We start from the raw sequence: 17,137 nt of genomic DNA on the forward strand, positions 1-17,137 counted from the left end.
TGACTGGTCGGTCAGCCATGACGACAGCGGGCCGGAATACGTGACTCCCGTCACAACTTCCCGTCTCGACAGGGAAATCGGTGTCCGAATAGCCGAGATCGAATTTGCGAACCGCCGATCTCTTGTTACCGTTCCAGTAGCCCGGTTGCTGGTGCATCCCCCGTCGCCAGCAACCGGGTCTTTCCACGTCCGCGTGCGGTGTACAGCGCCCCGCGAAGCGTCAATTCCCCTCCGGGCCCCCCACCGCACTTCCGCCCGAACTCCCGCCCGCCTCTTCGGAGTTGCTCATGTTGCTCGCCGAGCGCAGCAGCAGCGGGCCGTCGGCCCCGGGCGCGGCGAACTCCGCGACGGCCGTGTAGGCGTCCGGCGCGCCCCGGCTGTGCTCCCGGGGCGTCTCACAGGTGCCGGGCTCGTCGTCGGCGCCCGTGGCGCAGCGCGTCTGCACGCTGTGGCCGCCCGGACCCATCAGGCTCAGCACGGAGTCCACCGACCTGCCGGTGGCGTTGCGGTAGTACGTGCGCGCCCAGGTGTCCTCGCCCTGGGTCAGGACGCAGGTCTGCGCCTCGACCCCGTCCGGGGAGGTGAGTTCGGGACCGCAGCGGGCGGCGGTGGCCACGCCCAGGCCGAGCAGCAGCGGGGCCCGACGGGGGGCGGCGGGGTGAGCCTTGGCATCGGCGCCGTGCGGGGACGTCCGTACGTCCGCCCGCCCGGCGTCGCCCACCTGCCCGGCGGACGCCACGGCCCAGGGCAGGGCGACGGCCGCCACGACGGCACCCATGAGGCCCAGCAGACGCAGTCTCCGGGGGTCGAGCCCCTGATGCCCGCCGGGGTCGGGCCCGCCGTGTCCGTGGGGGTCGGGCCCGCCGCGCGGCGCCCGTCGCGTGCCGTGTCCACCGGCGATTCGCACCATGAGCGGAAGATAACGACCACGAGCGGCCCGCCGGCCCCGTCCGCGCCGGGCACGCCTACAACTCGGGCGCGCTCACACCCGTACGAGTGAGGGCGGCGACCGCGGCGTCCACCACGGCCTCCACGTCCGGCACCCAGGGCGAGGCCGAGCCGGGCAGCGGGGCGCGCTCCCAGCGGACGGCGCCCTGGCCGGTCTCGGAAGGGGGCAGCGCGAGGTAGCCGCCCTCGCCGTGGAAGCGCAGGGAGCCGGGCACGAAGTCCTGGGCGTACAGCAGTTCGCCCAACTGCTCCATGGAGTAAGGCTTGACGAGCAGCGCCCAGCGGGCCGGCGCTGCGATCACCGGGCCGAGGCGCATGCCCCGGCGGTCGAGCAGGTCGAGGGCGCGGGCCGCGGCGGGCGCCGGCAGGCTGACCGCGCAGGGCGCCTTGCCTCCGGTGGCCATGACGATCGGCGCGCCCGGCCGGTTGGTCCACCACCAGCGCACCATGCGCGCGTCGGTGGTGGCGGCGAGCAGACCGGGGTCGAAGGGGTGCGCACCGGGCACCGGGCAGTCCGGGTCCGGACAGCCGCAGCGCGCCCGGCCCTGCGGGTCCGGGGCCACGCCCGGGAGCACGGGCCACTGCCATTGGGTCGCGAAGGTCAGGGCCGCGCTGATCAGCTCAGGCCTCCCGTCGTTCCGCCTGGACAGGAGCCTGCGTCGCCTTCCGAGGATCTCGCGCATGAGCGCTCGTTCCTTTCCGTTGCACCGCTGGCAACACCGTGGACCACATCACATCATGTGTCGATCACTTCACTGTGCGTACCTGTTGGCGCATCACGCCCCTGCGCATGACAGGGGGAACCCCAAGGGGTCGAGCGTTGGCCGCGTCCGCGTCCATAGTGCGTCTATCAAAAGCACGGCTGCGGCGCGGGGGTGGCGAAGTCTGGCGTTTTGCCGTCGCGCGTATTTCTCTCCGCCTCCGCCACGGGAGGATGGGGCTCGGCCGTCGGTGGCTATGACGCCCGGGTCCGTCGCCAGGTTCCGGGTGGCCCCCAACCACCCCTGGCCTTCTCCGAGTACGTACCCATCACGACCGCTGTGACGCTCCGTCGAGCAAGCCCAGTCGACCGCAATGGACCGATACCTAAGGCAGTTTTAAGCCAACTTGGCAGTAAGGCAAGGGGTTCGAGAGAAACCCCCGGAAGACCAGCGGAAGACCCACGGACACCAGGAATCCCGGCAGGACAATGCTGGACATCCCCTCACGAGTGCGTGTACATGTGGAGACACTGCTAGCGGCGCAGAATGACATGGGGGTTTGCGATGCTTTTGAGCAATACGCACCGGTCTGAAAGCCGGACGCCATGAACGCCCCGCACCCTCCGAAAGTGGCCGGAATCGATCCAACGGTCCCCACCCCCGCACACACTGTCGCGCCCGCCCCCCTCGCCCCGGACGCCGGGCCCGCCGCGCACACCTCCCCCGTCCCGGCCCCGGGCGCCTCCGCCCCCGGCGCCCTCCTCCAGGACCGGCTGGCCGGCTGGGTCTCGGACCTCACGACCCTCCACGAACTCACCGAACGCCTGTCCCGCACGGACGCGCTGGAGCCCGCCCTCCAGGAACTGCTGCGCGCAGGAGCCGCCCTCGTCGGCGCCCGCCGCGGCCTCGTCGTCCTGGAGCCCGCCGACGGACAGGGTCCCCGCACCACCCTCGGCCTCGGCCTCGGCCGCGCCGACCTCGGCCACCTGGAGACGGTCCCGCGCGGCTCCCTGCCGTACGACACCCGCGGCGCCGCCGAGCTCGTCCACCCGGACCTGCTCGCCGAGGACGGCCTCGACCCCCGCCACCGCGAGGTGGCCGCCCGCCTCGGCTACGCCGCCAGCTACGCCCTCCCCCTGTCCACCGACTCCGCCGGCCGCCTGGGCGCCGCCGTCTGGCTCTACGACGAGCCCGCCGAGCCGCACGAGCGCCAGCGCCACCTCGCCGGCCTCTACGTCCGCCACGCCGCCGAACACCTCGCCCGGCTCGTGGAAGTGGAGCGCACGCGCGCGTGCATGGCGACCATCGCCGAGGAACTGCTGCCCTCCCGGCTCCCGCGCGTGGCCGGCGTCCAGCTCGCCGCCCGGCACCGCACCGGCCCGCGCGGCGGCGGCGACTGGTACGACGCGCTGCCGCTGCCCGACGCCGCCCTCGGCCTCTCCGTCGGCTCCGTCACCGGCTCCGGGCCGAGCGCGGTCGCCGCCATGGGCCGGCTGCGCGCCTCCCTCAGGGCGTACGCGGTGATGGAGGGCGAGGACCCGGTCGCCGTCCTGTCCGATCTGGAGCTGCTGCTGCGGCTGACCGAGCCCGCCCGCTCGGCGACCGCCCTGTTCGCCTACTGCGAGCCCGCCGTGCGCAAGGTCACGCTGGCCGGCGCCGGACACAGCCCGCCGCTGCTCATCGGCGAGCGGCGCACCGAGTTCGCCGAGACGTCCGTCTCCGCGCCGCTCGGCATGCTCGCCTGCTGGGAGGCGCCCAGCGTGGAGATCGAGGCCGAGGCGGGAGAGACGGTTCTGCTCTACACCGACGGGCTGCTGCACCGTACCGGCGACCCCATGGACCGCGCCTTCGCCCGGCTGCACGCGGCAGCCGCGGGCGCGCCCCGCGCGGTGCGCCACGACCCCGGAGCCCTCGCCGACCACGTCCTGCGCACCGTCCTGCCGGACGGGCTGGACACGGCCGACAGCGAGGAGGACGTGGTCCTGCTGGCGGCCCGCTTCGACTGACCGCCGGCCCCGGACGGCTGGCATGACCGGGCATAACAGGTCATCCACCCCCGGGTCCACTCCGGTACGACCGTACGATGATGGAGGTCCCCGCTCGGCCACAAGCAGGAGCGTCGCGGGCCCGGGGGAGATCACAAGGCGTATCGAGGAGGATCACGTGTCCGACGAGCTCAACCCGGCTGTGCCCGACTCTGCTACCGCAGAGGGCCCCGAGACCGAGTCCGAAGAGCCCATCAAGCCGCGGAAGAACGGCCTGTACCCGGGCGTCTCCGACGAGCTGGCCGACAACATGAAGTCCGGCTGGGCCGACACCGAACTGCGTGACCTGAAGCCGGTCGAGCAGGCCGCCGAGACCGCGCGCCGCCGCGCCGCGCTCTCCGCCCGCTTCCCTGGCGAGCGCATCGTCGTCCCCGCGGGCAACCTGAAGACCCGCTCGAACGACACCGAGTACTCCTTCCGCGCGTCCGTCGAGTACGCCTACCTCACCGGCAACCAGACCGAGGACGGCGTCCTGGTCCTGGAGCCGAAGGGTGACGGTCACGAGGAGACGATCTACCTGCTGCCGCGCTCCAACCGTGAGAACGGCGAGTTCTGGCTCTCCGGCCAGGGCGAGCTGTGGGTCGGCCGCCGCCACTCCCTCACCGAGTCCGAGGCGCTCTACGGCATCCCGGCCGCCGACGTGCGCGAGCTGGCGGCGAAGCTGAAGGAGGCCACCGGCCCGGTCCGCGTGGTGCGCGGCTACGACGCCGGCATCGAGGCCGCGCTGACCGACAAGGTCACCGCCGAGCGCGACGAGGAGCTGCGCGTCTTCCTCTCCGAGGCCCGGCTGATCAAGGACGACTTCGAGATCCGCGAGCTGCAGAAGGCCGTCGACTCGACCGTCCGCGGCTTCGAGGACGTCGTGAAGGTCCTCGACAAAGCCGAGGCGACCAGCGAGCGCTACATCGAGGGCACGTTCTTCCTCCGCGCGCGCGTGGAGGGCAACGACGTCGGCTACGGCTCCATCTGCGCTGCCGGCCCGCACGCCTGCACGCTGCACTGGGTGCGCAACGACGGCCCGGTCCGCTCCGGCGACCTGCTCCTGCTGGACGCGGGCGTGGAGACCCACACGCTGTACACGGCCGACGTCACGCGCACGCTGCCCATCAGCGGCACGTACAGCGAGATCCAGAAGAAGGTCTACGACGCGGTGTACGAGGCCCAGGAGGCCGGTATCGCGGCCGTGAAGCCGGGCGCCAAGTACCGCGACTTCCACGACGCCTCGCAGCGCGTGCTCGCCGAGAAGCTCGTCGAGTGGGGCCTGGTCGAGGGCCCGGTCGAGCGCGTCCTGGAGCTGGGCCTGCAGCGCCGCTGGACCCTGCACGGCACCGGCCACATGCTCGGCATGGACGTCCACGACTGCGCCGCCGCGCGGACCGAGACGTACGTGGACGGCACGCTGGAGCCCGGCATGGTGCTCACCGTCGAGCCGGGCCTGTACTTCCAGGCCGACGACCTCACGGTCCCCGAGGAGTACCGCGGTGTCGGCGTCCGCATCGAGGACGACATCCTCGTCACCGAGGACGGCAACCGGAACCTGAGCGCCGGGCTGCCGCGGCGCTCGGACGAGGTCGAGGCGTGGATGGCGTCTTTGAAGGGCTGACGTCACACTGAATGGCCGGGTACCGGTGGGTACCCGGCCATTTTCTTGTGCGCGTGGTCCGTGGCCGCGGGCAGTTCATGGCTGAAGGGCTGTGGAGGGGGATCGTGAGCGACTTCTGGTCCGGCATCGGTGTCGACCTGCACCTGGAGCCCGACGCGACGGCGGGGCGGCGAGCGGGCCTGGAGAAGGCGCTCCGGGACGCCGTACGGGACGGACGGCTGGCGCCCGGAACACGGCTCCCGGCCACCCGGAAGCTCTCCGCCGAACTCGGCATCTCGCGCGGCACGGCCAAGGCCGCCTACGACCAACTGGTCGCCGAGGGATACCTGGTGGCACGGCAGGGCTCGGGCACCCAGGTCGCCTCGCTGCCCGCCGCCCGCTCCGAGGCGCCGCAGGCACACGCACGCGCGCGTGACCCGCGTTTCGACCTGCGCCCCGGCAGCCCGGACGTCGGCGCGTTCCCGGCGGCGGCCTGGCTGCGCGCCCTGCGCCGCGCCATTGCGACGGCACCCTCCCTGGCGTACGACTACGGCGACCCGCGCGGGCGGATCGAGCTGCGCACCGCGCTCTCGGGCTACCTGGGGCGGGCGCGCGGGGTGCTCGCGCCGCCGGAGCGGATCGTCATCACCTCCGGCTACGTCCAGGGGCTCGCGCTCCTCACGCGCGTACTGGACGGCGCCGCCGTGGCCATGGAGGACCCGGGGCTGCCCTTCCACCGGGAGGTGGTGCGGCGAAACGGCGGGACCGTGCAGCCGGTGCCGGTCGACGCGCGCGGGATCCGGCCCGACGCGCTGGGCGACGTGGCCGCCGTGGTGGTGACCGCGGCCCACCAGTACCCGACCGGGGTCACCCTGCACCCCGAACGGCGCCGGGCGCTCACCGACTGGGCACGCGCGCGTGGCGGGCTCATCGTCGAGGACGACTACGACGGCGAGTTCCGCTACGACCGGCAGCCCGTGGGCGCGGTCCAGGGCATGGCACCGGGGCAGGTGGTCTACCTGGGCACCGCCTCCAAGACGCTCGGGCCCGCGCTGCGGCTCGGCTGGATGGTGCTGCCGCCGCACCTGGCGGACGCGGTCGCCGACGCCAAGCTGCACAGCGACCACCACACCGAGACGATCGGCCAGCTCGCGCTCGCGGAACTGATCGACAGCCACGCCTACGACCGGCACGTGCGCGCGTGCCGGCTGCGGTACCGGCGCCGCCGCGACCAGTTGCTGGACCGGCTGGGGGCCCGCAGGACCGTACGCGGGGTGGCGGCGGGGCTGCACGCGCTGATCGACGTGCCCGACGAGGCCGCGGTGCTGGCCCGCGCGGAGGCGGAGGGCCTCGCGCTCGGCACCCTCGGCGAGTACTGGCACACGTCCGGCGCGGACCGCCCGCAGGGCCTGGTCGTCGGCTACGGCACGCCCCGGGAGCGGGTCTATCCCGAGGCGCTGGAGGTGCTGGCGAAGGTCCTGGAGGCCTGAAGCGGGCGCTGAATCGGACCACGGAAGCGGCGGCGGATTGGGTCTCCTCGGGGGCCCAACCGGCCCCTACGCTCACGGGTATGACAATCCGTCCGCAGCGCCGCCTGGCCCTCGCCCAGCTCGCCAACTCCGTCGGGGACGGCGCCTATTACGTGTCCTCGGCGCTGTATTTCACCCAGGTCGTCGGGCTCGCCCCCGCGCGCGTGGGGCTCGGCCTGACCCTCGCGTGGGCGTTCGGCTCGCTGGTCGGGGTGCCTCTCGGACGGCTCGCGGACCGGCGCGGGCCGCGCGGGACGTCGGTGCTGCTGGCACTGGGAACCGCGGCGGCGGTCGGCTCGTTCCTCGTGGTGCGGGGGTTCGTGCCGTTCGTCCTCACCGCCTGTGCCTACGCCTCGGCGCAGTCGGGGCTGGCGGCGGCCCGGCAGGCACTGCTGGCGGGGCTGGTGCCGGCTGGGGAGCGGACGGGGCTGCTGGCCCGGCTGCAGTCGACGCTGAACGGCGGGCTCGCGGTGGGCGCGGCCCTCGGCGGGCTCGCGCTGAACGCCGGGACGGCGACGGCGTACCGGGGCGTGCTCGCGCTGGACACGGCGTGCTTCCTGGTGTGCGCGCTGATCCTGTCGGGGCTGCCGGCGGTGCCCCAGGTGGCCGCCGCGGCGGGCCACGGCGGCCGGCTCGTCGTACTGCGCGACCGGCCCTACGCGCTCGTCGCCCTGCTCAACGCGGTCCTGCTGCTGCGGCTGCCGCTGCTGAGCCTCGCGCTGCCGCTGTGGATCACCGAGCGGACCGGCGCCCCGGCCTGGCTGGCGTCCGTGCTGTTCGTGCTCAACACCGCGGCGGTGACGCTGTTCCAGGTCCGGGCGGCCCGCGCGGTCACCGGGCTCGACAGCGCCGTACGGGTGCTGCGCCGGTCCGGGGTCGTGATGCTGGCGTCCTGTGCGGTGTGCGCGCTGTCGGCAGGGCGCTCCGCATGGCCCGCGGCGCTGGCCCTGGTGGCCGGCGCCGTGCTCCAGGTCATCGCGGAGATGCAGCAGTCGGCGGGCTCCTGGCAGCTCTCCTTCGACCTGGCCCCGGCCGACCGGATGGGCGAGTACCAGGGCTTCTTCGGCACCGGCGTCACGGTGGCCCGCACCCTGGGCCCGCTGGTGGTGACCTCGCTGCTGCTGGGCTGGGGCACCCCCGGCTGGCTGCTGCTGGGCGCCCTGATGCCGGTCGCGGCGTACGCGATGGGACCGGCGGCGCGCTGGGCGGCGAGCCGCCGGCCGGCCGCGGAAGAGCTCACAGCTCAGGATCGCGCTCGTGCAGGATCCGCTGGAAGAGACGGCAGTCCCGCCATCTCCCGTTGATGTGGAGGTAATGCGCCGCAAGACCGATCGGCACGAATCCGCACTTCTCCAGCACGCGCTGCGAGGCGGTGTTCTCCACCAGCGTGGACGCCTCGATCCGGTGCAGGCCGAGCGCGTCCCGCGCGATCCGGCCGACCGCGTTGACGGCGGCGCCGGCCAGCCCCTTGTTCTGCTGGTCGGCCGCGACCCAGTAACCGAGAAAGGAACTGCAGAACGGCCCCCGGGAGATGCCCGTCAGGGTGATCCTCCCGACGATCCGCCCGTCCGCCGCCTCGAACACCCACGGCACCGCGAGGCCCTCCGCGAACTGCCGCAGGATCCCCTCGATGCGCTCCGCCTGGCCCCCGACCGTGAAGAAGGACTCCGGTCTGACCGGCTCCCACGGCTCCAGGTGAGCCCGGTTCTCGTTGCAGGCGAGGCAGAGGCCTTGCGCATCCTCCGCGGAGAGGAGCCGCAGGGTCACGCCGGCCGATATCTCCGCGTGCTCGAAAAGTCCGCTGTCCTCGTCGAAGAGCATGCGCGCACCCTAGCGATACGGACGGTCCGTCGCGCCGACGGACCGTCATGCCGTGAGCAGGGAGGGGTCCTTCTTCCATTTGAGGATCTTGTCGAAGCTCACGACCGTCCCGCCCCGGCCCGGCTTGGCCCCGATGTGGACGTGGTCGGCGAGTTCTCTGATCAGACAGAGCCCCCGGCCGTGCTCGGCGTCCGCGCGGGCCGGCCGGATGTCCTGGATCCGGGCGAGGCCGGGGCCGGGGCCGGAATCGGCCACCTCGATACGGCACTTCTCGCCGTCGATGTAGGCGGTCACCCGGTACGCCTCCGAGGTTCCGCCGGCCGTGGCGCCCCCGCCGTGCGCGACAGCGTTCGCGCAGGCCTCACTGAGGGCGACGGACAGGTCGTAGGAGATCTCCGGATCGACGCCCGCCGTCTCCATGGTGCCGATCAGCAGCCGCCGGGCGAGCGGTACGCTCGCGGCCTCGCGCCGCAGATGCAGTGACCACCAGATGCTCATGCTCCAGCCTCCTGGCCGCGGCTCGACATACCGTTACCCACTGCCGCCCGTACGTGGTACCTATTGCCGCCCGTACGCGCCCGTAAGCACCCTGTTGACGTGACTCAGCCCATACGGGCGATGCGTCCCGGCCGAAATCGGTGTATGAGGTGCGGACCTGCCGTCGGCTGCGGCCCAGGCCAGTGGGATGATGGGCGCGCCATGACTGCCCCCCACCCGCGCACGGCGCGCCCCGGAGCCGGGCTCCGGATCCTGCGGGCCGCGGTGTTCGCCGCGGTCTGTGTCGTGCTGGCCGCGGCCGGGCACGTCCTGGCCTCCTGCGCGCGCGTGCCCCTGTGGACGCTCGGCGCGGGTTTCCTCGGTTCGCTGCTGCTCGTGGCACCGCTCGCCGGGCGGGCCCGCTCGCTGCCCGGCATCGCCGCGCTGCTCACGCTCGGCCAGACCGTACTGCACACGCTGTTCGGGCTGGGCCAGCACGGGGCGATGGCGGCTTCCGGCGCGACACCGATGGGCTCCATGGGCTCCATGAATTCCATGGGCCCGATGAACGCGTCACTGAACGACGCCGCGCTCGTCGAACGGGCCGCGCGGCTCCTGTGCGGGTCCAGCCCCTCGGCCCTGCCCCCCGGGCACTCCTACCGGCTCCTCCTCAACGCCCACCTGATCAACACCTCCGGCCGCCCCACCGGCACCACGGGTGCCGTGCACCACGCGGCCGACGCCACCGGCTCCTTCGCCGCGCTGCTGCCCTCCCTGCCGATGCTGCTCGGCCACGTTCTCGCGGCCGTCGCCACCGGCTGGCTGCTGCGCCGCGGCGACCTCGCCGTGCTCCGGCTCATCGAGCTGTCGGCGCACGGGGTCGCCGAGGGGGCGCTCATACGGTCTCTGCGCGCGGCGCTCGCGCTGACGTGCGCCCTGTGCGCCGGGCTGCTGCCCGCGCCCGAGCCGGGCCCGCGTGGCCGCCGTGCCGCCGCCGACGAGGCACCCGCCCCGCACACCACCACACTCCAGCACACGGTGATCCGGCGCGGCCCGCCCGCCGCCGCCTTCCTCCTCGCCGCCTGACGCGACGCGACCACCGCTCCACGGGACACACGGAACAGTCCACCGAAGAACCGGAGAGGGGCCGCCGTCGCGCGGCACGCGCGCCTGCGCGCGTTTCCCCCTTACGGATCTCACCCAGAGTGGAGTGCCCTGCCATGCAGGCTTCTCGTATCGCCTCTCACCTCACCGCCGCCGCTGCCGTCGCCGGTACGGCCGTCCTCGCCCTGTCCGTCCCCGCCTTCGCACACGTCAGCGTGCAGCCCGAGGGCACCGCGGCCAAGGGCGGCTACGCGGTGGTGGACTTCAAGGTGCCCAACGAGCGCGACAACACCTCGACCACCAAGGTCGAGGTGAACTTCCCGGCGGACCACCCGCTGGCCTCGGTCATGCCCGAGCCGCTGCCCGGCTGGAGCGTGCACGTCACCAAGGCCAAGCTGGACAAGCCGCTCACGATGCACGGCGAGAAGATCGACGAGGCCGTCACCAAGGTCACCTGGACCGCCGACGGCAAGGGCATCGAGCCCGGCTACTTCCAGAAGTTCCCGCTCTCCCTCGGCGCGCTGCCACAGGACACCGACCAGCTCGTCTTCAAGGCGATCCAGACGTACTCCGACAAGGAGGTCGTGCGCTGGATCGAGGTGCCGCAGAAGGGCCAGAACGAGCCCGAGAACCCGGCACCGGTGCTGGAGCTGTCGGCCGCCGGTGACGACCACCACGGCACGTCCGACGCCAAGGACGCCGCCGACAAGACCGACGGGACCGGCAAGACCGAGAACACCGCCGCCGAGGACTCCGACTCGCACGGCGGCAGCGACACCACCGCGCGCGTGCTCGGTGTCGCCGGCATCGTGATCGGCGCCGCGGGCGTGGCCTACGGCCTCCTCGCGGGCCGCCGCCGGACCGCCTCCTGATCCACCGTTCCGCAGCGCGTACCGGGGACCGTGCGAGGCTGTCGCACGACCCCGGTGCGCGCCGGAATTCTCATCTCTGGGACATTTTTCTATGCGTAAGAAGACGTTCGTCGCGGCCACGCTGCTCGCCGCCGCCACCCTGACCCTCTCCGCCTGCGGCAGCGGGGACGACGGCAAGTCGCCGGTCGCCGTGGTCGGCGGCGAGACCGGCTCGAAGAAGGCCGCCACCGTCCTCGACCAGCCGTTCGACAAGCCGGACCTGGTCCTCACCGACACGCACGGCAAGAAGTACGACCTGCGCAAGGAGACCAAGGGCCACCCGACCCTGATCTACTTCGGCTACACCCACTGCCCCGACGTCTGCCCGACGACGATGAGCAACATCGCGGTGGCCAAGAAAGCGCTGCCCAAGGCCGAGCAGAACGACCTCAGGGTCGTGTTCGTCACCACCGACCCGGCCCGTGACACCTCTGCCGAACTGGGCAAGTGGCTCAAGGGCATCGACCCGCAGTTCATCGGCCTGACCGGCGACTTCAAGACCATCCGGGCCGGCGCCCGCACCGTCGGCATCGCCGTCGAGCCGACGACCAAGGACAAGAACGGCAAGCTTGTCTCGATGCACGGCACCCAGGTCATCGCGTTCTCGCCGAAGACCGACGCCGGTTACGTCCTCTATGGCGAGGACGCCACGGTCGACGACTACACCAAGGACCTGCCCAAGCTGGTCGAGGGGGCGAAGCCGTGAGGCGTGCCGTCCCGACTGCGGCTGTGCTGGCCGGGGTCCTGACCCTGGCCGGCTGCGGCGGCTCCGACTCCGGTTCCGGTTCCGGCAAGGCCGAACTGTCCGTCAGCTCCTCCTACATGCCCCAGCCGGTCACCGCCGACATGGCCGCCGGCTTCCTGACGATCGTCAACAAGGGCGGGGCGAAGGACGAGCTGACCTCGGTCACGAGCGACGTCGCCGGCGAGGTCACCATGCACAGCACCGTCGGCGGGACGATGGCCGAGAAGTCGTCCTTCCCCGTCGCCGCCCACGGGCAGCTGGTGTTCAGGAGCGGTGGCAACCACCTGATGTTCGAGAAGCTGAAGCGGAAGCCGGAGCAGGGCCAGACGGTCACCGTGAAGCTCACGTTCGCCAAGTCGGAGCCCCTCACCGTCGAGATGCCGGTGCGGTCCGCCACGTACAACCCGTCGACCGGCCACTGAGCGCCACTGAGCGCCACTGAGGAAGGGACCACCTTGACGCGGACCATCACCCCCCGCCTGCGGACCCTGGTGCTGCTGCTTCTCGCCGTGACCGGCGCGCTGCTGGCGGGCGCCGGCCCCGCCTCCGCGCACGCCGCGCTGACCGGCAGCGCCCCCGCGCAGGGGGTGGTGGTCGACAAGGCGCCCGACCAGGTGTCGCTCACCTTCTCCGAGAAGGTGGCGCTGAGCGACGACTCGCTGCGCGTCCTCGACCCCAGGGGCAAGTCCGTCCAGACGGGCTCGCCGGCCAACGTGAGCGGGACGACGTACGCCGTCCACCTCAAGAGCGGCCTCGGCAAGGGCACGTACACGGTGACCTACCAGGTCGTCTCGGCCGACAGCCACCCCGTCTCCGGCGCCTACACCTTCTCCATCGGGGCGCCCTCGCAGACCGTCGTCTCCGACACCGGGCCGACGGCCGGGGGCGGAGTCGTGGGCGTGCTCTACGGGCTCGGACGGTACGTGTCGTACGCCGGCTTCATCGTGCTGGTGGGCGGCGCCGCCTTCGTGCTCGCCTGCTGGCCGCGCGGGTCGGGCGTACGGGCCCTGCAGCGACTGGTCGTCGGCGGCTGGCTCGCCCTCACCGCGGCCACCCTGTGGCTGCTGCTCCTGCGCGGCTCGTACACCACCACCGGGAAGTTCGCCGACGTCTTCGACCTCGATCTGCTCGACCAGGTCCTGCAGACCAAGACCGGCGCGACGCTGGTCTCCCGGCTGCTGCTGCTCGCCACGGCCGCGCTGTTCATCGCCATCCTGTTCGGCGCCTACAACCGGCGCGAGGAGGGCCCGGAGAAGCGCGATCTGACCTTCGGCCTCGCGGCCGGCGGGGTGGTCGTCGCGGCCGGGCTCGCGGCGAGCTGGGCGATGGCCGAGCACGCCTCCACCGGGCTCCAGCCGGGCCTCGCCATGCCCGTCGACGTCGTCCATCTGCTGGCCGTCGCCGGCTGGCTGGGCGGTCTCACCGCGCTCCTGGTCGCCCTGTACCGGGCGCCCGCCGAGACCCCGGTCGAGGCCGCAGCCACCCGCCGCTTCTCCCGCCTCGCCTTCAGCTCGGTCGTCACCCTGGCCGCCACCGGCACCTACCAGTCCTGGCGCCAGCTCGGCTCCTGGTCGGCCTTCACCGAGACCCGGTACGGACAGCTGCTGCTGATCAAGATCGGGCTGGTGGTGCTGCTGATCAGCATCGCTCGCCTGTCGCGCCGCTGGACGCGCCGCCTCGCGGACACGGTCCCCGCGACAGCGGAAACGGTCCCGGCGACGGCGGAACAGCGCGAGAAGGTCGCGTCCGGCGGCGTACAGGAGACCGCACCCGCCACCGACGACACCCGGCGCGCCGCTCAGCTCGCCCGGCAGCAAGCCGCGATGGACACCGCCCGGCGCAAGCAGCTGCGGGACGCCGATCCGCACCGATCCGGGCTGCGCCGCTCGGTGTTCGCCGAGGCCTGTGTCGCGGTCGTCGTGCTCGCCGTCACCACCCTGCTGACCCAGACCGAGCCGGGCCGCACCGAGCAGGAAGCCAAGGCCGCCGCCTCGTCGTCCTCCGGCGCAGCCGACAGGTCCGCCTCCGGCGCGCTGACCCTGGACATGCCCTTCGACACGGGCGGCACCGACGGCAAGGGCGTCGTACGGATCGAACTCGACCCCGCGCGCGTGGGCGGCAACCTGCTGCACGTCTACGTCCAGCGGCCCAACGGCCGCGCCTTCGACGTCCCGGAGGTGAAGGTCTCCCTCACCCTCGCGGTGAAGAAGATCGGCCCGCTTCCCGTGACCCCCGACCACCTCGCCACCGGCCACTGGTCGGCGGGCGGAGTGCAGATCCCCATGGCGGGCGACTGGAAGATCGCCGTGACCGTGCGGACCTCCGACATCGACCAGGCGACCGTCTCCAAGAACGCGCAGATCGGCTGAACGACACCATGCCCGACCAGTCCCCTCCCGAGATGACCGCCCGCAAGGGGGAAACGGCCGCCCCCAGGGAGGCCGATTCCGAAAACGCCCCCTTCAGGGAGGGCATTTCGCGCCGGACGCTGCTCGGCACCGTCGGCGCCACCGGCCTCGTGCTCGGCGCGGCGGGCGGTGCCGCGGGCTACGCCGCCGCGCCCGCCCAGGCCGCCCCGTTGTCCTCCGTGGGCTCGGGCCGGGCGATGTTTCACGGGAAACATCAGCCCGGCATCACCGAGGGGCTCCAGGCGCGCGGCCACCTCGTCGCCTTCGACCTGGCCGCGGGCGCGGGCCGCAAGGAGGCGGCGGCCCTGCTGCGCCGCTGGTCGACCACGGCCGAGCGGCTGATGGCGGGCGAGGCGGCTCCGCACGGCGACACCGGCGTGGCCCGGGACGCGGGCCCGTCCTCGCTGACCGTCACCTTCGGCTTCGGGCACTCCTTCTTCGGCCGGACCGGCCTGGAGAAGCAGCGGCCGGACGCCCTGGACCCGCTGCCGGCCTTCTCCTCCGACCAGCTCGACAAGACGCGCAGCGACGGTGACCTGTGGGTGCAGATCGGCGCCGACGACGCCCTGGTCGCCTTCCACGCCCTGCGCGCGCTCCAGAAGGACGCGGGCAGCGCGGCCCGTGTCCGCTGGCAGATGAACGGCTTCAACCGCAGCCCGGGTGCCACCGCCCACCCCATGACGGCCCGCAACCTCATGGGCCAGCTCGACGGCACCCGCAACCCGAAGCCGGCCGAGCCCGACTTCGACCGGCGGATCTTCGTGCCCGGCTCGGGCGAGCCCGCGTGGATGGCGAACGGCTCCTACGCCGTCGTACGCCGGATCCGCATGCTCCTGGACGACTGGGAGAAGCTGTCGCTCGCAGCCCAGGAGGCGGTCATCGGACGCCGCAAGGACAACGGGGCGCCGCTGTCCGGGGGCGGCGAGACGACCGCGATGGACCTGGAGAAGACCGACGCGAAGGGCCAGTACGTCGTCCCGCTCAACGCGCACGCCCGGATCAGCAGGCCCGACCGGAACGGAGGCGCGGCCATGCTGCGGCGCCCGTTCTCGTACCACGACGGCATCGACGCGGACGGCACTCCGGACGCCGGTCTGCTGTTCGTCTGCTGGCAGGCGGACCCGCTACGCGGTTTCGTGCCGGTGCAGCGCAAGCTCGACCGGGGGGACGCGCTGTCGGAGTTCGTCCGGCACGAGGCGAGCGGCCTGTTCGCGGTGCCCGGCGGGGCGGCCGAGGGGGAGTACGTGGGGCAGCGGCTGCTGGAAGGGTGATCCCGGTCGGCCCCGCGCGGCCCACCGGGGATTCCGAGTGATCCCGGAGGATTCCGGGCGGGAAATCACCCGTCCGGGGTTTCAAACCACTCACTCGGGTGGCTTTCATGAGACGCGGGAGCCGCGCTTTCCTGCGGCCATTAGGGTGAGGCTATGCCAGCGAGCTATGCGTATCTCGGCCCCGAGGGCACCTTCACCGAAGTCGCCCTGCGCACGCTTCCGGAGGCGGCCACCCGGGAGCTGATCCCGTACGTGTCGGTGCAGTCCGCGCTGGACGCGGTGCGCGCCGGCGAGGCCGAGGCCGCGTTCGTACCGATCGAGAACTCCGTCGAGGGCGGCATCACCACCACCCTGGACGAGCTGGTCGCGGGCGCCCCGCTGACGATCTACCGCGAGGTGCTGCTGTCGATCACCTTCGCGCTGCTGGTCCGGCCGGGCACCAAGCTGTCCGACATCAAGACGGTCTCCGCCCATCCGGCGGCCCAGCCGCAGGTGCGCAACTGGCTGAGGAAGAACCTGCCCGACGCGACCTGGGAGTCTGCCGCCTCGAACGCGGACGCCGCCCGCCTGGTCCAGGAGGGCCGGTACGACGCCGCCTTCGCGGGCGAGTTCGCCGCCGCCCGGTACGGCCTGGAGGCCCTGGAGACCGGCATCCACGACGCGGAGAACGCGCAGACCCGGTTCGTGCTGGTCGGCCGTCCGGCCCGGCCCGCCGCGCCGACCGGCGCCGACAAGACCTCGGTGGTGCTGTGGCAGCGGGACGACCACCCCGGTGGCCTGCGCGATCTGCTGGGCGAGTTCGCCTCGCGCGGCATCAACCTCATGCTGCTGCAGTCCCGGCCGACCGGGGCCGGTATCGGCAATTACTGCTTCTGCATCGACGCCGAGGGCCATATCTCCGACCGGCGAATGGCCGAGGCGCTGATGGGGCTCAAGCGGATCTGTCTCCAGGTGCGCTTCCTCGGGTCCTATCCGCGGGCGGACATCAGGCCGGACGAGGCGGGGCCGACGCGGCCGGGGACCTCGGACGAGGAGTTCATGGCGGCGGCGGACTGGGTGGCGCGCTGCCAGGACGGCCGGTTCTAGGCCGGTTCCAGGCCGGTTCCAGGCCGGTGCCGGCCGGTCGTACCCACACACCGGCGTTATCCACAGAAGTTATCCACAGGTCCGCTTCTCGACCTGGGGACAAGTCGACACGGCAGGGCGATCCGGTCGACAAATCGCCCCAGAAGTCCCCGATGCGGCCACCATCCCGCACATCACCCTTCGTCCACTCGTTTCCTTTGGTTCATCTTTTGGAGCGACCCCTTTCCACCCGAAAGTGGGTGTCACCCCAGCTCGAACCGGGAATTCTTCAGTTCGGCCGCAGCTTCCGGAGTGATCAATTCCGAAGTCCACAGATCTTCCACACAGCCTGTGGATAACTCATCGGAGGTCCGAGACTTCTGTGGACAACCCGGTGGCCAAGTGCCGCCCCGCACAAGGGAATCCGGTCAACCGGGCACGCGACACATGCCTCGTCCCGGGGAATGAGACACTTTCCCTTGACACGCTCGGCAATTAGCGCATAACGGAACGTAAGCCGCGAATCAGGA

At 72.4% G+C, this 17,137-nt stretch carries 15 protein-coding genes; 11 read left to right on the forward strand and 4 right to left on the reverse strand.

The features are described 5' to 3' along the window. Positions 1–220: 220 nt before the first annotated feature. Both ACWD35_RS05530 and ACWD35_RS05535 read right to left on the reverse strand, forming a co-directional pair. Positions 221–778 (reverse strand): hypothetical protein, encoded by a 558-nt coding sequence (locus ACWD35_RS05530; protein WP_451350064.1) that lies wholly within the window; start codon positions 776–778, stop codon positions 221–223. A 187-nt stretch (positions 779–965) separates the two neighbouring features. Then, complete coding sequence (locus tag ACWD35_RS05535) at positions 966–1,631, reverse strand: bifunctional DNA primase/polymerase (protein ID WP_451349839.1); 666 nt, start codon at positions 1,629–1,631, stop codon at positions 966–968. 623 nt (positions 1,632–2,254) lie between these two features. Here ACWD35_RS05535 and ACWD35_RS05540 point away from each other — a divergent pair. From ACWD35_RS05540 to ACWD35_RS05555, 4 genes are all read left to right on the forward strand, one after another. Next, a complete protein-coding gene (locus ACWD35_RS05540) occupies positions 2,255–3,655 on the forward strand; it encodes a SpoIIE family protein phosphatase (protein ID WP_451349840.1) in 1,401 nt (466 codons plus the stop codon). A gap of 157 nt (positions 3,656–3,812) precedes the next feature. Next, a complete protein-coding gene (locus ACWD35_RS05545; protein WP_451349841.1) occupies positions 3,813–5,297 on the forward strand; it encodes an aminopeptidase P family protein in 1,485 nt (494 codons plus the stop codon). Positions 5,298–5,401: 104 nt separating this feature from the next. Beyond that, the gene (gene pdxR / locus ACWD35_RS05550) at positions 5,402–6,766 is read left to right on the forward strand and encodes a MocR-like pyridoxine biosynthesis transcription factor PdxR (RefSeq protein ID WP_451349842.1); all 1,365 of its coding nucleotides are present in this window, start codon (positions 5,402–5,404) and stop codon (positions 6,764–6,766) included. 80 nt (positions 6,767–6,846) lie between these two features. After that, positions 6,847–8,109 carry an MFS transporter gene (locus tag ACWD35_RS05555; protein ID WP_451349843.1) on the forward strand — a complete coding sequence of 421 codons (1,263 nt, stop codon included), beginning with the start codon at positions 6,847–6,849 and terminating at the stop codon, positions 8,107–8,109. Here ACWD35_RS05555 and ACWD35_RS05560 read toward each other — a convergent pair. After that, the gene (locus tag ACWD35_RS05560; protein WP_451349844.1) at positions 8,042–8,626 is read right to left on the reverse strand and encodes a GNAT family N-acetyltransferase; all 585 of its coding nucleotides are present in this window, start codon (positions 8,624–8,626) and stop codon (positions 8,042–8,044) included. The two genes, ACWD35_RS05555 and ACWD35_RS05560, sit on opposite strands and share 68 nt — an antisense overlap. Before the next feature lie 45 nt (positions 8,627–8,671). Further along, positions 8,672–9,124: an ATP-binding protein gene (locus tag ACWD35_RS05565; RefSeq protein ID WP_451349845.1), complete on the reverse strand. Its 453-nt coding sequence runs from the start codon at positions 9,122–9,124 to the stop codon at positions 8,672–8,674. A 201-nt stretch (positions 9,125–9,325) separates the two neighbouring features. Between ACWD35_RS05565 and ACWD35_RS05570 the strand changes: the two genes are divergently transcribed. From ACWD35_RS05570 to pheA, 7 genes are all read left to right on the forward strand, one after another. Next, on the forward strand, positions 9,326–10,189 hold the full coding sequence (locus tag ACWD35_RS05570; protein ID WP_451349846.1) for a hypothetical protein: 864 nt from the start codon (positions 9,326–9,328) through the stop codon (positions 10,187–10,189). A 134-nt stretch (positions 10,190–10,323) separates the two neighbouring features. After that, a complete protein-coding gene (locus ACWD35_RS05575; protein ID WP_451349847.1) occupies positions 10,324–11,079 on the forward strand; it encodes a YcnI family copper-binding membrane protein in 756 nt (251 codons plus the stop codon). Positions 11,080–11,170: 91 nt separating this feature from the next. Beyond that, positions 11,171–11,824 (forward strand): SCO family protein, encoded by a 654-nt coding sequence (locus tag ACWD35_RS05580; protein ID WP_451349848.1) that lies wholly within the window; start codon positions 11,171–11,173, stop codon positions 11,822–11,824. Further along, entirely contained in the window at positions 11,821–12,285 is a 465-nt protein-coding gene (locus ACWD35_RS05585; RefSeq protein ID WP_451349849.1) for a copper chaperone PCu(A)C, read from the forward strand. The genes ACWD35_RS05580 and ACWD35_RS05585 overlap by 4 nt, the downstream gene beginning before the upstream one ends. A 33-nt stretch (positions 12,286–12,318) precedes the next feature. Next, entirely contained in the window at positions 12,319–14,232 is a 1,914-nt protein-coding gene (locus tag ACWD35_RS05590; RefSeq protein ID WP_451349850.1) for a copper resistance CopC/CopD family protein, read from the forward strand. An 8-nt stretch (positions 14,233–14,240) separates the two neighbouring features. Next, positions 14,241–15,542, forward strand: coding sequence for an iron uptake transporter deferrochelatase/peroxidase subunit (gene efeB, locus ACWD35_RS05595; protein ID WP_451349851.1), 1,302 nt, complete (start codon positions 14,241–14,243; stop codon positions 15,540–15,542). Positions 15,543–15,695: 153 nt separating this feature from the next. Continuing rightward, positions 15,696–16,628: a prephenate dehydratase gene (pheA, locus tag ACWD35_RS05600; RefSeq protein ID WP_451349852.1), complete on the forward strand. Its 933-nt coding sequence runs from the start codon at positions 15,696–15,698 to the stop codon at positions 16,626–16,628. Positions 16,629–17,137: the final 509 nt, after the last annotated feature.

Source organism: Streptomyces sp. NPDC002671 (assembly GCF_053592475.1).